The organism is Saccharospirillum alexandrii (assembly GCF_043641555.1).
Lineage (GTDB): Bacteria > Pseudomonadota > Gammaproteobacteria > Pseudomonadales > Natronospirillaceae > Saccharospirillum > Saccharospirillum alexandrii_A.
This window is the reverse complement of record NZ_JBHZRJ010000001.1, coordinates 1,327,418-1,344,619: the sequence shown is the minus strand read 5'-3', so window position 1 is coordinate 1,344,619 and position 17,202 is coordinate 1,327,418. Positions and strand designations below refer to the sequence as shown.

The 17,202-nt window shown below is 56.6% G+C and carries 17 protein-coding genes; 7 read left to right on the top strand and 10 right to left on the bottom strand.

Going from position 1 to position 17,202, the window contains the following annotated elements:
• Positions 1-299 precede the first annotated feature (299 nt).
• Positions 300-1,385 (bottom strand): glycosyltransferase family 4 protein, encoded by a 1,086-nt coding sequence (locus ACHUE7_RS05890; RefSeq protein WP_394169134.1) that lies wholly within the window; start codon positions 1,383-1,385, stop codon positions 300-302.
• Positions 1,363-2,466, bottom strand: a complete 1,104-nt coding sequence (zapE, locus tag ACHUE7_RS05885; RefSeq protein WP_394169133.1) for a cell division protein ZapE — start codon at positions 2,464-2,466, stop codon at positions 1,363-1,365. The genes ACHUE7_RS05890 and zapE overlap by 23 nt, the downstream gene beginning before the upstream one ends.
• A 186-nt stretch (positions 2,467-2,652) precedes the next feature.
• On the opposite strand from zapE, the gene ACHUE7_RS05880 reads away from it, so the two are divergent.
• From ACHUE7_RS05880 to cysN, 3 genes are all read left to right on the top strand, one after another.
• The gene (locus ACHUE7_RS05880; protein WP_394169132.1) at positions 2,653-3,174 is read left to right on the top strand and encodes a Z-ring associated ZapG family protein; all 522 of its coding nucleotides are present in this window, start codon (positions 2,653-2,655) and stop codon (positions 3,172-3,174) included.
• Between the two features lie 89 nt (positions 3,175-3,263).
• Positions 3,264-4,172, top strand: a complete 909-nt coding sequence (cysD, locus tag ACHUE7_RS05875; protein WP_127556288.1) for a sulfate adenylyltransferase subunit CysD — start codon at positions 3,264-3,266, stop codon at positions 4,170-4,172.
• Positions 4,173-4,240: 68 nt separating this feature from the next.
• Positions 4,241-5,860 (top strand): sulfate adenylyltransferase subunit CysN, encoded by a 1,620-nt coding sequence (gene cysN, locus ACHUE7_RS05870; protein ID WP_394169131.1) that lies wholly within the window; start codon positions 4,241-4,243, stop codon positions 5,858-5,860.
• 53 nt (positions 5,861-5,913) lie between these two features.
• On the opposite strand, the gene ACHUE7_RS05865 is transcribed toward cysN, so the two are convergent.
• The 8 genes from ACHUE7_RS05865 to ACHUE7_RS05830 form a co-directional block, all read right to left on the bottom strand.
• Positions 5,914-6,663, bottom strand: a complete 750-nt coding sequence (locus ACHUE7_RS05865; protein WP_394169130.1) for a Nif3-like dinuclear metal center hexameric protein — start codon at positions 6,661-6,663, stop codon at positions 5,914-5,916.
• 52 nt (positions 6,664-6,715) lie between these two features.
• Complete coding sequence (gene malZ, locus ACHUE7_RS05860) at positions 6,716-8,527, bottom strand: maltodextrin glucosidase (RefSeq protein WP_394169129.1); 1,812 nt, start codon at positions 8,525-8,527, stop codon at positions 6,716-6,718.
• A 122-nt stretch (positions 8,528-8,649) separates the two neighbouring features.
• Positions 8,650-9,753, bottom strand: a complete 1,104-nt coding sequence (gene hisC, locus ACHUE7_RS05855) for a histidinol-phosphate transaminase (protein ID WP_394169128.1) — start codon at positions 9,751-9,753, stop codon at positions 8,650-8,652.
• Entirely contained in the window at positions 9,746-11,053 is a 1,308-nt protein-coding gene (gene hisD, locus ACHUE7_RS05850; RefSeq protein ID WP_394169127.1) for a histidinol dehydrogenase, read from the bottom strand. The genes hisC and hisD overlap by 8 nt, the downstream gene beginning before the upstream one ends.
• 65 nt (positions 11,054-11,118) lie before the next feature.
• The gene (hisG, locus tag ACHUE7_RS05845; protein WP_394169126.1) at positions 11,119-11,793 is read right to left on the bottom strand and encodes an ATP phosphoribosyltransferase; all 675 of its coding nucleotides are present in this window, start codon (positions 11,791-11,793) and stop codon (positions 11,119-11,121) included.
• Between the two features lie 86 nt (positions 11,794-11,879).
• Positions 11,880-13,142, bottom strand: coding sequence for a UDP-N-acetylglucosamine 1-carboxyvinyltransferase (gene murA / locus ACHUE7_RS05840; RefSeq protein ID WP_394169125.1), 1,263 nt, complete (start codon positions 13,140-13,142; stop codon positions 11,880-11,882).
• Positions 13,143-13,145: 3 nt separating this feature from the next.
• On the bottom strand, positions 13,146-13,388 hold the full coding sequence (locus ACHUE7_RS05835) for a BolA family protein (RefSeq protein ID WP_394169124.1): 243 nt from the start codon (positions 13,386-13,388) through the stop codon (positions 13,146-13,148).
• 115 nt (positions 13,389-13,503) lie between these two features.
• Positions 13,504-14,166, bottom strand: a complete 663-nt coding sequence (locus ACHUE7_RS05830; RefSeq protein WP_394169123.1) for an MlaC/ttg2D family ABC transporter substrate-binding protein — start codon at positions 14,164-14,166, stop codon at positions 13,504-13,506.
• A gap of 221 nt (positions 14,167-14,387) precedes the next feature.
• On the opposite strand from ACHUE7_RS05830, the gene ACHUE7_RS05825 reads away from it, so the two are divergent.
• The 4 genes from ACHUE7_RS05825 to lptB are packed head-to-tail and all read left to right on the top strand — an operon-like array spanning position 14,388 to position 17,189.
• The gene (locus ACHUE7_RS05825; RefSeq protein ID WP_348474168.1) at positions 14,388-15,359 is read left to right on the top strand and encodes a KpsF/GutQ family sugar-phosphate isomerase; all 972 of its coding nucleotides are present in this window, start codon (positions 14,388-14,390) and stop codon (positions 15,357-15,359) included.
• Entirely contained in the window at positions 15,359-15,925 is a 567-nt protein-coding gene (gene lptC / locus ACHUE7_RS05820) for an LPS export ABC transporter periplasmic protein LptC (protein ID WP_348474169.1), read from the top strand. Before ACHUE7_RS05825 ends, lptC begins: the two co-directional genes overlap by 1 nt.
• Entirely contained in the window at positions 15,912-16,463 is a 552-nt protein-coding gene (gene lptA, locus ACHUE7_RS05815) for a lipopolysaccharide transport periplasmic protein LptA (protein ID WP_394169122.1), read from the top strand. The genes lptC and lptA overlap by 14 nt, the downstream gene beginning before the upstream one ends.
• The gene (lptB, locus tag ACHUE7_RS05810) at positions 16,464-17,189 is read left to right on the top strand and encodes an LPS export ABC transporter ATP-binding protein (protein ID WP_127556300.1); all 726 of its coding nucleotides are present in this window, start codon (positions 16,464-16,466) and stop codon (positions 17,187-17,189) included. It begins immediately after the preceding gene.
• The last annotated feature ends 13 nt before the right edge of the window (positions 17,190-17,202 follow it).

The window sequence follows — 17,202 nt, the reverse complement described above, 5'->3', positions numbered from 1 at the left end:
TCAATCCCTTCACCGAAGTGAAGCTCAATAAGCAGAGTGATTCAGCGTCGACCTACAAGCGCCCACACGAATTACTTGATTCCCAATGTTAAAGATCGACGACAGCGCGTTGGGCTTGTCGTTTGAAGAGGCGCGTATTCTACGCCTCCGCTCCGTTGTGTCAACTCTTTTATTAAGAAATGTTCTTTAGAATCAGTTCTTTAGAGCTTTCACTTCATCTCGCCTCTCGGCTGGTTGGAGCCGCTGTTCGGTCACAGCGGAGGCGCATTATAAAGATGCGGCCTCCCCAGTCAAGCCCCTTATGTACCCTGATCCCATAATGTTTCATAGACACGGGAAATACCCGCTACTTCGTTATTCAGACTGAACTGGTCACGCACCTTTTGCCGGCCCGCCTGTTTCAGACGATTCAGTAAGTCAGGAGAGGTCAGCAATCGTTCAATCGCCTCGGCAATCTGGGGTGAAGACTCCAGGTCAACCAGAAAGCCAGACTCAGCTTCGTCCACCATCGCCTCATAGGCACCTGTCCTGCTGGCGATAATCGCTGTTCCGGACACCATAGCCTCTATGGGAACCAGCCCGAAGCCTTCATACCGGGCAGGCGCACAGACGATATCAAGTTGGCTATATAGAAGTGGCATTTGATCTGAGCTGACTTCATCCAGGAAAAACACGCGCTCCAGCACACCGGCCGCCGACAGTTTTTCCCTAAGCTGGCGCGCAAACCCCTGGTATTGGGACGTGACTTTCCCGGCAATAACAGCACAGGCGTCCGGATGATTCGGTAAGGTTGCGCAGAGCGCATCAACAAACAGGTCCGTCCCCTTCTCGGGTCGCACCCGTCCTATAATGCCCAGACGCCGGGTGTAACTGCTCCATGGTTGTGCCTGGCCGTTTTCAATGGCTGTACCATTTAACTCAAACCGCTCAATGTCTACACCATGCGGCACTACGGCGGCTACGTCAGTCAAGCAGTAGGCGGCCCGTTCACTGGTGGCTATAACGGAGTCCATACGGGCGATCAATTGCCTCGGATACCAGCTATGACGGCGAATGGCGGCACTGGTAAACACCAGCTTTACCGGCATTCTCATTACATCCCGGGCCAGAATCCCCCAGAACATTTCATTATTACGCCGTACATGCCAGATGCGAAACGGACGCCCGGCAGGTGGACGGGCCATAACTCGAAAGCCTTCCCATAAAGACCGGGCAACAACATTACCCTCGGAACGACTGGCCAGAAACAACAGGTGATAGCGTTTGTCCAGCTCCGGAAGTACCGAACGAATGGACGAGCTTACTCCGGTTATCCGGTGATGCAGGTCTGACAGAACCAGCTCACAAGAGCTGGCTGCGGAATTACCCCCGGTGCGCTTTGGCAAGGTATTCCTCCGATTGCATTTCCTGCAAACGACTGACCGTTCGTCTGAATTCAAAACCCAGACGCCCATCCTGGTACAGGGTCTCTATGTTTGCCTCAGCACTCATCAGCAGTTTCACCTGCCGGTCGTAAAATTCATCGACCAGATTGATAAAGCGCCGGGCCTTGTCATCGTTCTTGCCATGAAACACGGGGACGTTACTGATCAGTACAGCATGGAAGCACTGGGCGATTTCAATATAGTCGTTCTGACTTCTGGGTCCATCACACAGCGCATCAAAATCAAACCAGACAACGTCTTCGCACAACCGCTGAGTCCTGATATTCCGGCCAAGCACATCAAGTGATTGCTGTTCTTCAACCGCCTCCAGATCAGGAGCCAGCTTCTCAAAACTGGACGCCAGCGACGCTTCTGCTGCTGCATCGGCAGGGGTGTGAAAAATTTTTACCTGAGTCAGCGTCCGCAGGCGGTAATCAACCCCACCATCAACGTTCATCACCCGGGTATACTTTTTAACCAGGTCGATGGCAGGTAAAAACAGTGGGCGCTGCAGGCCGTCTTTGTAGAGGCCATCAGGCTCAATGTTGGAGGTGGCAACCAGAGTCACCCCGCGTTTGAACAAGGCGCGCAGCAAATTGGCAAGAATCATCGCATCGCCAATGTCGGATACAAAAAACTCGTCAAAACACAGAACCCGAGCTTCGTGACTGATCTCCTCAGCCACACCTTCAAGCGGATTGGCTTGACCACGATGGTCTTTCAAACCCCGGTGTACGCGTCGCATAAAGTGGTGAAAGTGCATGCGCCGCTTATCATCAAACGGTAGGGTGTCAAAAAAGGTATCCATCAGGTAGGTCTTGCCGCGTCCCACGCCGCCCCAGAAATATAAGCCGGTCACCGGCTCATTTTGCTTGCGAAACATCCGGGTCAGGCGCCCGGCGATGCTTGCTTCGTCGGCACGCTGAGCTATCAATTGGTCGTAAAGTTGCTGCAATGCCTTGACGGCTTCTTCCTGAGCCGGATCATGGGAGAAGCCCTCTTTGCTAAGATCGGCCTGATATCGCGTCCAGGGTGTGCTCATCCGGTGCTCCGGGCAGGGTGTGAAGGGGTCGGAATTTTACGGGAACCATTTGCACAATCAATGACTGTCAGGCACAAATGTTTCTCACGCCATGCATTTTTAAAGGCTTTATACTGACTTCACTGCCCGCCGGGGCAGCACAACAGACACATTGCTTCATCTATACTGTGTCTGGTAAGAGGCTTAATGGAGAACACAATGCTGCAACTGGACTGGATCACCTTCATCGTCATAATCGTCATAGCACTGCTCGCCGGTGCGGTCTTGAGCCGTCTGTGGGGCAAGGCACAGGGAGAGGACCCCAATGGACTGAAGCGTCAATTGGAGGATTTGAAGCGCCAGCATCAGAACTACCAGATCAACGTTACCGAGCACTTTAGTCGCACCACAGAATTGATCGACAATCTGAATCAGAGTTATGCCAGCATCCGCGACCACCTGAACCAGGGCGCCGACCAACTGGTCGCTCCCGAGTATCGCCTGGAATCGGCCCGTGCCGGTGGTGAAGACCTGCAGGACCTGGCCCCGCAGCCCGCTGCAAGCAGCAGTGACTTTGACATGCCCAGAGACTACGCCACCAAAACCCCCAAAGACATTGGCATGCTGTCGGAATCCTTTGGTTTCACCCGGGTAGAAGAAGCCGATGCTGCAGCAGGTGAGACCCCCGCCGGCACCAAACCGGAAACGGCTTCTAAAAAGTCGCGATAGATCTATTCCCAAACGTTCTTAAAAGCCTAACAACAATAACAAAAAGCTTTGATATAGTTCGCCCAGATCACTTCTGTACTGGACGAACTATGTCACACGACGTATTTACCCATCTCAAACAGCTTGAAGCCGAAAGCATCCACATCATTCGTGAAGTGGCGGCCGAGTTTGACAACCCGGTCATGCTCTACTCCATCGGCAAAGACTCCGCCGTCATGCTGCATCTGGCGCGCAAGGCCTTTTTCCCCGGGCGATTGCCGTTCAAGCTGATGCACGTCGATACCGGCTGGAAATTCAAGGAAATGTACGAATTCCGGGATCGACTGGTTGAGGAGTATGATCTCGACCTGATCGTCCATCGCAACGAAGACGGCATTCGCCAGGGCATCAACCCGTTCGACCACGGCAGCGCCAAACATACCGATATCATGAAAACCCAGGCGCTTAAACAGGCTCTGGACCTGCATCGCTTTGATGCGGCATTTGGCGGTGCCCGACGAGATGAAGAGAAGTCCCGAGCCAAGGAGCGCGTCTACTCCTTCCGCGACCGGAACCATCGCTGGGACCCTAAGAATCAGCGTCCGGAGCTGTGGAACATCTACAACGGCAAGATCAACCGGGGTGAAAGCATCCGGGTATTCCCGCTGTCCAACTGGACAGAGCTGGATATCTGGCAGTACATCCACCTGGAGTCCATCCCCATCGTCCCGCTGTATTTCTCGGCCAAACGTCCCGTTGTTGAGCGCGACGGCATGTTGCTGAACATCAACGACGACCGCATGAAGCTGCGCCCGGATGAAGAAGTTCAGCACAAGTCGGTGCGGTTCAGAACCCTCGGCTGTTATCCGCTGACCGGCGCGGTTGAATCAACGGCGACCACCCTGCCCGAGATCATTCAGGAAATGCTGCTGACCACCACCAGTGAACGTCAGGGCCGCGCCATCGACCACGATTCATCAGGTTCCATGGAAAAGAAAAAGCAGGAAGGCTATTTCTGATTCAACCGACCGATTTTGTTTGAGCGCCAACAGGCTTTAGAGGCGCAATGCATGAGGAATACAGACCCATGGCACACCAGTCCGATTTGATTGCTCAGGACATCGATGAGTACCTGAAGCAACATGAACAGAAAGAACTGCTGCGGTTTTTAACCTGCGGCAGCGTCGATGACGGCAAGTCCACCCTGATCGGGCGACTGCTGCACGACTCGAAAATGATCTATGAAGATCAGTTGGCGGCAATCGAAAAAGACAGCCGCAAGTCTGGCACCACCGGTGAAAAGATAGATCTGGCCTTGCTGGTCGATGGTCTGCAGGCCGAGCGTGAGCAAGGCATCACCATTGATGTGGCTTACCGCTATTTCTCGACCAACAAGCGCAAGTTCATCATTGCCGACACTCCGGGGCATGAACAGTACACCCGCAATATGGCGACCGGTGCTTCCACCAGTGATCTGGCGATCATCCTGATCGATGCGCGCTACGGTGTGCAGACCCAAACCCGGCGGCACAGCTACATTGCCAGCCTGTTGGGCCTGAAACATGTGATCGTGGCGGTGAACAAGATGGATCTGGTGGATTTCAGCCAGTCACGCTTTGAAGAGATTCAGGCTGATTACCTGGCCTTTACCGAGCAACTGACGCTGCCAGATATCCGTTTTGTGCCCATTTCCGCCCTCGATGGCGACAACGTGGTCACGCTCAGTGAACGCTCTCCCTGGTACCCCGGCCCAACGCTGATCGAGTTGCTGGAAACCCTGGAGATCAACCGCGACAGCGACCAGAGCCAGTTCCGCTTGCCGGTGCAGTACGTCAACCGGCCCGACCTCAACTTTCGGGGGTTTGCCGGCACCGTGGCGTCTGGTGAGATTAAACCCGGCGACAAACTCAGCGTGCTGCCAAGCGGTTTGTCCTCCACCGTGGAGCGCATTGTAACCTTCGATGGTGATCTCGATCGGGCACATGCAGGCCAGGCCATTACGCTGACGCTGACCGACGAAATCGACATCAGTCGTGGCGACATGCTGGTCGGTGCCAACCAGTCGCCGCTGGTCGCTCAGGCGTTTCAGGCCAAGCTGGTGTGGATGCACGACGATGCCATGGTGCCGGGTCGACAGTACGATTTTAAAGTGGGAACCCAGACGGCCACCGGCCAGTTCACCCGCCTCGATCGCCAGATCGACGTGAACAGCCTGAACACCATCGACACCGAAACCTTGCCTCTGAATGGCATTGGTGACGTTCGACTGCAACTGAACAAAACCATTGTTGCCGACCCCTATCGCAGTCACCGGGCTACGGGAGCCTTCATAGTGGTAGATCGGCTGAGCAACATCACCGTCGGTGCCGGCATGATCGAGAGTGCCGCCGATGTGTCAGACAGCCACCCGGTCAGCGAAAACGAACGTCGGGCCCGGTACCGTCAGCAACCGGTATCACTGGTGCTTGCCGTGGAGAATGCTGCCGAGCAGGCGGTGAAAATCGAGCGGGCCTTGTTCGATCTGGGTCACGTCAGTGCCATTATCCGGCCAGACGATGCGCTGGCGGTCGCTCCTTACCTGGAAGCGGCCGGGCTGATCGCGATTATCGCCGGTGAATCGGACGCGCCATTTGGCATCAAGATCAAGGATGCCAACCCCAGGGCGGTGATTGCACTGCTGCGCGATGAAGGCGTCATCGAAGACTGACCTGCCCGTGGCAGGATGCCGGCAGAAGCTGGCATCCTGCCGGGTACCGGTGCCTAAACTGGAATGGGCAGGTCGATAAACTCCACCGATAAGCCAAACCGTTGCGCCAGGTGCAAGCCCAGCGCTGCGGGCCCTCCCCGCTCCGTGGCGTGATGCCCGGCTGCAAAATAGTGCACGCCGCTTTCACGGGCGAGGTGCACTGTCGGCTCACTGATCTCCCCGGACACAAACGCATCGACACCGGCATCAATAGCCTGTTGCAGGAACCCCTGCGCCGCCCCGGTGCACCAGGCAATGGTCTCGATCGGGTCTTCTGACTCCCCAATGTGCAACGCCTCGAACTCCAGCGCCTCAGACAATTGCTGGCGCAGGCTGGCGCCGGTGTGCTCGCCGTCAACCTCTCCCAGCATCACCAGGCTGTCGTCGATTTGTCCGGTAACGTTCCACCCCATAAGACGCGCCAACTGAGTGTTGTTGCCAACCTCCGGATGGGCATCCAACGGCAAGTGATAGGCATAGAGATTGATGTTGTTCGCCAGCAAAGCGGCCAGCCGGTTGCGCTTGATACCCGTCAGTGGCGCCGCCTCACCTTTCCAGAAGTAGCCATGATGAACCAGAATGGCATCGGCCTGCCGGTCAATGGCCTCGTCTATCAGGCGCTGGCTCGCGGTAACCCCGGTCACCAGCCGCCGGATGTCGGTCTTGCCTTCAACTTGCAAGCCATTGGGGCAATAGTCGCTGAACCGGGCAACCGCCAGATAGTCGTTCAGGTAGTCAGTCAGCTCGTCACGGTGCAAGGTCATGTTGATCAACTCTGCTCGATAGAAAACGGAGTCTCAGTGTACACCAATTCGATCACAGCGCTGACCGTGACCAGAGCACGATCGATTCAGCCGCCAGCGATAACTCCCAACCCCGTTCGGCAGGCTTCAAACTGCCCTCACCAGCCTGATGCTGCCAGCCTGCCGCGAGCGGTAACAGGGCATCAACCACCTCGATGTCACAGCCACCACCCCGGTTCAGCGCCACCAGACACTGTGAATCGGCCAGAACGCGGGCAAACACCATAACGTCGCCCACCGCATAAAGCGGTACCAGGGCACCGCCTTGCAGGGCAGGCAGCTGTTTGCGCAGTTGAACCCAATCTTGGGTAAACGCCAGGGTTTCCGCGTGCCATTCAGATTCGTCCCAGGAGAAACAGCGGCGACAATCCGGGTCATCGCCACCCGGCAGGCTGATTTCATCGCCATAATACAGACAGGGCGTGCCGACGTAGGTTAGCAAGAACCCCAGCGCCATCCGGTACCTCGGCTGATGACCGTTCAACAGCGTTATGAATCGTCGTGTGTCGTGGCTATCGAGCTGGTTCAACTGGGCCAGTTGCTGGGCAAAGGGAATCCGGCTGCGAGCCTGCGCCAGCCAGTGTGCAAGGCCGGCTGCGTCCAGTTGCAGCGGATCATAGCGGTTGTCGCATCCGGCCAGGAAAGCGCGAATGGGGTGAGTGAAACCGTAATAATTCATCGCTCCGTCTTCCTGGTCGCCCTGCAACCAGGACGTGGCCTCGAAAAAATGCTCCCCGAGCAGGTAGGCATCGGGGTTTTCGGACTTAATCGCCTGACGAATGATGCGCACGGTATCAGCATTGTTAGCGGCACCAGGTCCATGGCCCATCATATGTATCACATCCATGCGCCAACCATCGATGGCATAGGGCGGCCTTAGCCAGTGCTTGATAACGGCCGATTCACCGGTCAGCAGATCATGCAGATTGTCCGGGTGGGCCATGTCCAGCACGGGTAAGCCGGCATGCCCTTTCCAGCTCACGTAATCCGACCTCTGAATTCCGGTGAACACATAGCGGGCTCGTGCTTCGGGGTCATTCAGTTGTGCTGCAATAAACCAGGGATGAAACACGCTGGTATGATTGAACACGGCATCCAGTACCAGCCGCATGCCTCGCTGATGCAGCTGTGCCGACAATTCCGCAAGCGCTGCCTCACCCCCCAGGTGAGCATCGACCTTAAGGTAATTCTCAGCGTCGTATTTGTGGTTACTGCGTGAGCTGAAGATAGGATTCAGATACAGGGCGGTGACGCCCAGTGTCTGTTGCAGGTAATCCAGCTTTTGCACTATGCCCGGCAAATCGCCGCCAAAGAACTCGTTTCCGCCCTGTTCTGGATTTGGCCGCTCACCCCAACGCCGGCGAATGGTCGACGGCCCGTCCATGCCGTCATATTGGTGGCTCGCGGGGGTTGACCGGGGGTCGCCACAATGAAACCGATCCGGAAAGATCTGATAAAACACCTGAGCCGATATCCATTCGGGTACGGTGTGATGCCTTGAGATACGAAAGACATCGGTCAGCGGAGGCATCGCCGTGCTATGCCCGGAGGCACTAACCCAGCAAGAACGCTCCGGCCAGACCAGCTTGAACGCATAGAGCGTAAGGTCCTGATGGGGTGCCCAATCAGTCTCGGCCTGATACCAGACCCAGCCGCTCTCTGACCGTACGGGTTTCATGGCACAGAGCTGTTCCTCGTTGTCTGGTTCAGTTCGCAGATAGACGGTATCGGGCTGGTCTCCCTTCAAGGCCAGTGTCAGGCTTAAGTGGGTATCAGAACGGCCCAAATACTCCGGAATGGCCTGGTGAAATACGCAAACAGTCATTCGATGAAAATCCTCTGCCCTGGGTTGACCCTATTAGAGCAGAGCATGACGGTAAATCGCAGAAGGAAATGGCAGGAGGGAGGAAATGGCGCCGGGTTCGCCCCCAGCGCAACAGCCACGAATCAGGTGTTGTGCAAATGCCGTTCGAGTGCTCTTAACAGTTGTTGATTTTCTGACTCAAACGACACCGTGATGCGCACGCAATCGGCCAGTAACGGATGGCTGCCATCGAGTTTCTTGATCAGTATACCGGCGTCTAGCAAGGCGGCATGCAAGGCAGCTGCCTGGCCGGGGCCGGTGCGAACCAGTAAGAAATTGGCCTGGCTGTCGTAGACCTTCAGTCCGGGAAGTGCTGCCAATTGTTGTTGCAACACATGGCGCTGGCGCGTCAGTTCAGCGGTTTGCTGTTCGAAGACGTCAAAATGCTCCAAGGCAAACTGCGCGGACAATTGCGTCAGATTATTGATGTTGTAAGGCAACCTCAGCTTGTTGATCTGCTCAAGCCAGGCCGGATCACCTATCAGAATACCCAGACGCAAGCCCGCCAAACCGACCTTTGACAGGGTGCGCATGATCAGCAAATTGGGGTAGTCGTCCAGCCAGTTCAGATAGTCGGCCTCGGTGAAGGCGGTGTAGGCTTCATCCATCACCACCAGGCCGGGGGCCGCTTCAATGATGCGACGCAGTTTTTCATCATCCCAGAGATTGCCGGTTGGGTTATTGGGTTGCGCCAGAAACACAACGGCCGGCTGTTCCCGCTCAATACGGCTGAGCATGAGTTCAAGGTCCAGCTCAAACTCAGCCGTCAATGGCACACCGACATAATCCATGCCCAGATAGCGGGCAATCATCCGGTACATTACAAAACTGGGTTCTGGCGCCAGTATCGTGCGGTCTGCTCCGGACACGGCCATGGCGATTAACTGAATCAGTTCATCGGAGCCGTTGCCAAGCAGGATGTCCCAGTGCGAGTCGATGTTCATGACGGTTCGCAGAGCAGCCTTGACCCCAGGCGCTTCCGGATGGGGGTAGCGGTTCACCTGTGCATCGGCCAGCAAGGCTTGCCATTGTGCGGTCAGGGCGTCCGGCCAGCCATAGGGGTTTTCCATGGCATCCAGTTTCAACAGGCCCGTGGAATCCGGTACCGGATAAGCCGCCAAGCTGGTGATGTCGGGCCTTACCCAGCGGTGAACCTGGGTATCAACCTGGTCGCGCAGTTCAGTCATCCAGCCGCTTCTCCGCACTGCGAGCATGAGCCGTCAGCAACTCGCCACGCGCCAGTACTGACGCCACTGCGCCCAGGGTTTTAGCACCTTCGGCCGACACGCCAATGATCGAGCTGCGTTTTTGAAAATCGTAAACCCCCAGCGGCGAAAAGAAGCGCGCGGTACCGCTGGTCGGCAAGACGTGATTGGGCCCCGCACAATAATCGCCCAGCGCTTCCGGGGTGTGGCGTCCCAGAAAAATCGCGCCGGCGTGACGAATACGGGGCAGCCAGGCATGCGGGTCTTCGATTGACAATTCGAGGTGCTCGGGGGCGATGCGATTGATCAGGTCGACGGCGTCGTCCAGCGCATTCACCTTGATAAAGGCGCCGCGCGCATTCAGCGAGTCGCGAATGATGTCAGCGCGTTCCAGTGTCGGCAGCAAACGTTGAATGGCGGCTTCAACCGAGTTCAAATAGTCGGCATCGTGGCTGATCAGAATGGCCTGAGCGTCCGGGTCGTGTTCCGCCTGAGAGAACAGATCGAGGGCGATCCAGTCCGGGTCAGTTTTGCCATCGCACACCACCAGTATTTCACTGGGGCCGGCAATCATATCGATCCCGACTTTGCCAAACACTTGCTTTTTGGCCGTGGCAACGAAGATATTGCCCGGGCCGACAATTTTATCAACCGCCGGCACGGTATCGGTACCAAACGCCAGCGCAGCGATTGCCTGGGCTCCGCCCATCAGAAAGACCCGGTCGATGCGAGCTACATGGGCAGCACCGAGAACAAAGTCATTCACCTTGCCGTCCGGAGCGGGCGTGGCCATCACCACTTCGCGCACACCGGCCACTTTGGCAGGCATGGCGTTCATGATTACCGAGGAGGCCAGTGGCGCGGTTCCGCCCGGTACGTAAATACCCACCCGGTCCATCGCCGTAACTTGCTGGCCAAGCACGGTACCGTCTGCTTCGGTGTAACTCCAGCTCTCGCTAAGCTGGCGCTGGTGATAGGACTCAACCCGCTCGGCAGCGATGCCGAGCGCTCGCTGTTGTTCCGCTGGCAAGCGATGGTAGCCCGCTTCAATGGCGGCTTTGTCGAGCACGAGCGAAGACGCTGTGGATACATCAAACCGGTCGAATTGCCGTGAATATTCCAGCAAGGCCTCATCGCCACGATGTCGGATGTTATCGATCACGGTCGCGACGGTCTGCTGCACGTCGGCGTCTGAAACAGACTCCCACGCCAGCAACGCATCCAGTTGCTGGTTAAAGTCACCGGCTGACGCTTCCAGGCGCCGTATCGTGATCTCGGACATGCGGTTCAAGCCTCTTGATTAGTACCAACTATGGATGAGCGAGATGATGCGATCGTCTCTTTCAATCAGGCCCTGACGGCAGACGACTGTACGGCCGCCGCCAGCGTCTCAATAATGGGGTTGATGCGGTCGTCTTTCAATTTGAGCGCCAGACGACTGGCCACCAGACGGCTGCTGATGTCGGCAATATGCTCTTCAACCACCAGCCCGTTAGCCTTCAGCGTGTTGCCAGTATCGACAATATCGACAATGCAGTCCGCCAGTTTCATGATCGGGGCCAGTTCCATACCGCCGTATAGCTTGATCAGATCAACCTGGCGACCTTGCTCTGAGAAATATTGCTTGGCAACCCGCACAAATTTGGTCGCGACTTTCATTCTGCCGGCGACTTCAGGGGCATCCTTAAGGCGAGCAGTCATCAGCCGGCAGCGCGCGATTTGCAGATCAAGCACTTCATACATTTCTTCCGCGCCGTGCTCCATCAGCACATCCTTGCCTGCCACACCCAGATCCGCCACACCATACTCTACATAGGTTGGCACATCGGTGGCCCGAATAACGATGAACTGAACATCAGACCGGGTGGTCTCGAAGATCAGCTTTCGGGAAGTATGAATGTCTTCAAGCGGCTCGATACCGGCCGCTGCAAACAACGGCAGGGTTTCCTTGAGAATCCGCCCTTTGGACAGGGCGATGGTAATTTTATCCGGCGAAGTTGATGTCGCTTGAGGGTTTTGCACTGCAGTGTCCTGTGTTGGATCCCGATTCCGGCGTCGGGCCAGGCAGCTAAGAGATTCGCTGCGGGCCCTGATGGGACTCGGGCGGCTTAGCCCGTGACCCGTTTGATCGTTGCACCCAATTGCTGCAACTTTTCTTCGATGCATTCGTAACCACGGTCGATGTGGTAAATCCGGTCGACCAGCGTATCGCCTTCAGCGACCAGACCAGCCAGCACCAATGACGCAGACGCTCTCAGGTCGGTCGCCATCACGGGCGCGCCCGTCAGCTTTGCGCAGCCGGTAATGACCACGGTGTTACCCTTGATCCGGGCATTGGCGCCCATCCGCTCCAGTTCGTTGATGTGCATGAACCGGTTTTCAAACACCGTCTCTTCAACCGTACCTACGCCATCGGCAATGGCGTTCAACGCGGTAAACTGGGCCTGCATGTCTGTCGGGAACGCCGGGTACGGGGCTGTCGTGATATTAACCGCCCGGACTCGCTGGCCATGCATGTCCAGTACAATCCAGTCGTCGCCCTGAGTGATCTCGGCCCCGGCTTCGCGCAACTTGATCAGCACCGAATCCAGTGTATCCGGGTCGACGTCGCGCAGTTTCACGCGGCCACCGGTAATGGCCGCAGCGACCAGGTAGGTGCCTGCTTCGATGCGGTCCGGTAACACGGAGTAATCGGCTTCATGGAGGCGCTCAACCCCCTCTACCGTAATGGTGTCGGTGCCGGCACCGCTGATGTTGGCTCCCATCGCAATGAGGCATTGAGCCAAATCCACCACTTCCGGTTCCTTGGCTGCATTCTCGATGACGGATGTTCCTTCGGCCAGCGTCGCGGCCATCAGAATGTTTTCAGTACCAGTAACGGTGACGGTATCAAAGAAGATACGAGCGCCCTTCAGCCGGCCATCTGACCGGGCCTTGATGTAACCATCAGATACATCGATATGGGCGCCCATCGCCTCAAGCCCGCGAATGTGCAGGTCTACCGGCCGGCTACCGATGGCACAGCCACCGGGCAGAGATACATTGGCTTCGCCAAAGTGAGCCAGCAACGGACCCAGCACCAGAATCGACGCGCGCATGGTCTTAACCAGCTCGTAAGGGGCCGTGCAATTCTTGATGTTTCCCGCACAGACTTCGACACTCATGTCTTCACCGACGGTGACGTCAACGCCCATGCAACCGAGCAACTCGATCATGGTGGTAATATCGTTCAGATGCGGCAGGTTGCGCACCGTTACCGGGTCTTTGGTCAGCAAGGTGGCCGCGATGATCGGCAAGGCCGCATTCTTGGCACCGGAGACACGGATCTCGCCATTCAGGCGACTACCGCCGGTAATCAATAATTTATCCAAGGTTCACTTCTCCTGACCGGACCATTCTTCCGGGGTGAACAGCGCCATAGACACTGCATGAATGTCACCCGAAGTGATTTTTTCATTCAGCACCCCGTAGACCTGCTGTTGACGCTGAACCGGGCGTTTGCCGGCAAAGGCATCATCGATGATCCGGACCGTAAATTTGGCGCCACCCCCATCGACTTCAACGGTTGCGCCGGGAAAGGCGGCGGCGAGCATGGCCTTAATTTCGTCTGCGGACATGGTACTTCCTGCTTGGGTATGAATGTAAAGGGGCGGGGATTATACGGAAAATGCAGACAAACCGAAATGATCTGTGCCTCAAAACCAGGGCCGACCTGAATGGCCGGCCAACCCGTTACTGGAACTGCTCTTCATCGAACGTTTCAGCCGTCGTACGCTCCCATTCATCGATGGTTGCGTCCAGGTCTCCGCCGGTGTCGCGGTAGATCTGATCAAACTGGGATTTGAAGGTCACGCCCAGGTTAACGCCGTTCACAATCACATTCTGCATTCGCCAGTCGTCCGCTTCGCGACTGTAGTAAACACTCTGCACCATGGGGTATTCCTGGCCATCCGGGGACACCACATTCAGGTTCACACGGGTATTGCGTACGGTATTCTCACTGTCGTTTTGACTGGGCAGTAATTCGACCTCAAAGGAACCAAAATTATACAGTCCACCCGCATAGGTGTTGATCATGCTTCGCTTGAATACTTCAAGAAAGCGTAATTTCTGTTCCTGCGTAGACGATTCCAGCAGTTCCTGACCCATGATACGACTGACGATAACGGTATACCCGATCAGGGGGTCCAACACCTCACCCACTTCCTCCAGATAGGCCTGTCGATCTCCTGCACCGCCTTGCTCACTGTGTTTCTTAACCACCTCCAGCACGGCGTTGACACCGTCCATAACACTCTGCCCGGCAGGCTTACTGGGTGTGAATGCCTGTGCCTGGCTAGCCAACAGCAAGATGCCAGCCAGCATGAGTGCGCGTACCGCTCCAATGTGTTTCATAATAAAGGCTCCCGATGTCCCTTTTTTGTCCAGCCTACAGCTTAGGCCTGAATCCGGCCTGAATCGACCCCCCATCAGTCATAACCCTGCGTAAATAAAGAAAAAATTTGCACGGAGCTGCCGTTGTGCAACCCCTTCAGACCAGGAGGCATTGTGGTATTCTACCTCTCCTATAACACAGGACCGAACAACGTCCGACCGGACCAGGCAGCCATATTACGATGAAACCACACCTGAATTACCTGACGTCAGCCCGGCGCACACTTGATCTGGAAATCAAGGCACTGCAGGGGCTGACCACGCACCTCGACAGCGCCTTTGAGCAAGCCTGCGAGCGGGTATTGGCCTGCAAGGGGCGTGTAGTGGTGACCGGTATGGGCAAGTCCGGCCACATCGGCAACAAACTGGCGGCGACGCTGGCCAGCACCGGCACCCCGGCATTCTTTGTTCATCCGGGTGAAGCAAGCCATGGTGATATGGGCATGATCACCGAGCAGGATGTCGTCATTGCCCTGTCAAACTCAGGGGAAGTGGCCGAAATCGTCACCCTAATCCCTCTGATCAAACGACTCGGTGCGGGCCTGATCGGTATGACCGGCAACCCAGACAGCACTCTGGGGCGCTCGTCCGATGCCCATATTTATTGCGGTGTCGAGCAGGAAGCCTGCCCGCTGAACCTCGCGCCCACTTCCTCGACGACGGCCGCACTGGTAATGGGCGATGCGTTGGCCATTGCCTTGTTGGAGGCCCGGGGTTTCACCGCCGATGATTTCGCCTTTTCCCACCCGGGTGGCAGCCTGGGTCGCAAATTGCTGCTCAAAATTGGCGACATTATGCACACCGGCCTGGAAATCCCCGTGGTGGAACCCGACACCCTGCTGCGCGATGCGTTGCTGGAAATGACCCGAAAAGGGCTCGGCATGACCACCATCATCAGCGCCGAAGGCGATTTGCTGGGGGTTTTCACCGACGGTGACTTGCGCCGTACCCTGGATCAGGGCATCGATATACTGACCACACCCATCCGCGCCGTCTTGCACAGCGGCGCCTACACCATGCACCCCGACCAACTGGCCGCCCAGGCGCTCTATGAAATGGAAGAACGCAAGATCACCTCACTGGTGATCGTAGACGCTGGCCAGACCGCGGGTGTGATTCATCTGCACGACATCCTTCGCGCCGGGGTTGCCTGATGGCCAACCGGCGCCGCACCCTGATTGTCGCGACCAGCCTGGGGCTGGTCGCGCTCGCCATCTGGTGGCAATCCGGCCAGGATGAAACCGCGGGACGAGCCCGGCTGGATCTGCCCGAAAACGCGCCCGATCTTTACATCGAACAACCGGATCAAACCCGTTTTGACGCGACAGGCCAACCCGAACTGCGGGCACAGGCCGAGTCTCTGGCCTATTATGAGAGCAATGGCGAAAGCCTGATGACACGGCCGGTAATGACCGTACTGTCCAGCCCTGACCAGCCGTGGAAAATTACATCTGACCAGGCCGTACTGTTCAACGACGGCAGTATGAATTTTGAACAAAACGTTGAAGTGATCGAACAGCAAACACCAGAAGGCATGCAACTCTATACCGACTGGCTGCGGGTCGAGCAGAATGGTCGCTTCGTCACAACGCCCAGGCCTGTTAGACTGCTGCAACCCGGACAGGAGGCCCGCGGTATCGGAATGGACGCCATACTGACCGGTGAGGATTCCGACATAACGCTCAAATCAGAGGTATCGATTCGCTATGACGCGAACTGAGACAACCCGCCTACATCACCGCCACTTCACCCTCCTGGTGCTTCTGGCCCTGACCTGCCTGGTTGTCCAGCCTGCGTGGGCGTTGCCAGGCGATCGTGATCAGCCAATGACGATCACCGCTGATGAGGGCAATTTCAAAAGCAGCCGGGGTGAAGCCACCTTCACCGGCAACGTTTACCTGAAACAGGGCACACTGGAAGTCTGGGCGGATACCCTGGATGTGCGCCGCGACCCGGAAACCGGTGACATTACCTTCCTCGAAGCCAAAGGCGAACCGGCCCGCTACCAGGAACTGCCCAGTGAGGAAGATGGCCTGATTGAAGTGAGGGGCTCGCGCATTGAGTACCGGCCCGATGAAGACCTGATCATCACCGAAGGCAACGGCCACCTGACACAGGCCGGCAGCGACATTGAAGCCGACTACATCCGCTACAACCTGCTCGATGAATCACTGGATGTAAGGTCCCGGCGCAGCACCGAAAACAACGGGGATGCGCCCCAGGCTACCTGGACCCTGCAACCGGGAGCGATGGACTGAATGGCACTGCTGGAAGCAAAGAACCTGGCAAAGAGCTACAAAAAACGGCCCGTTGTGCGCGATGTCAGCCTCAGCGTTGAAAAAGGCCAGATCGTTGGCCTGTTAGGACCTAACGGCGCCGGCAAAACCACCTGTTTCTATATGATTGTTGGCCTGGTACCGGCCGACAACGGCGAGGTTCTGATTGGTGACAAAAGCGTCACCCGCCTGCCCATGCATGCCCGGGCCCGACAGGGGATCGGCTACCTGCCGCAAGAAGCGTCCATCTTTCGCAAGTTGACGGTACAGGATAATATTCTGGGTGTTCTGCAAACCCGTAAAGACCTGTCGCGCAGCGCGCAAAAACAGCAGTTGGAGTCTTTGCTGGGTGAATTTAACATTACCCATATTCGTGACAGCCTGGGTATGGCATTGTCTGGGGGGGAACGGCGCCGTGTCGAAATCGCCCGGGCGCTGGCAATGGAACCGGCTGTCATTCTGCTGGATGAACCCTTTGCCGGGGTCGACCCCATTTCCGTCGGCGATATTAAAGCTATAATCCATCACTTGAGAGATCGCGGCATTGGCGTTCTGATCACCGACCACAACGTCCGGGAGACCCTCGACATCTGCGAAAAAGCCTACATCGTGGGTAACGGCCACATCATTGCAGAAGGGACAGCGGAGGACGTTTTGAACAACGCCACCGTTCGTGAAGTGTATTTAGGCGACCAATTCCGCTTATAACCATGGCCAAAGG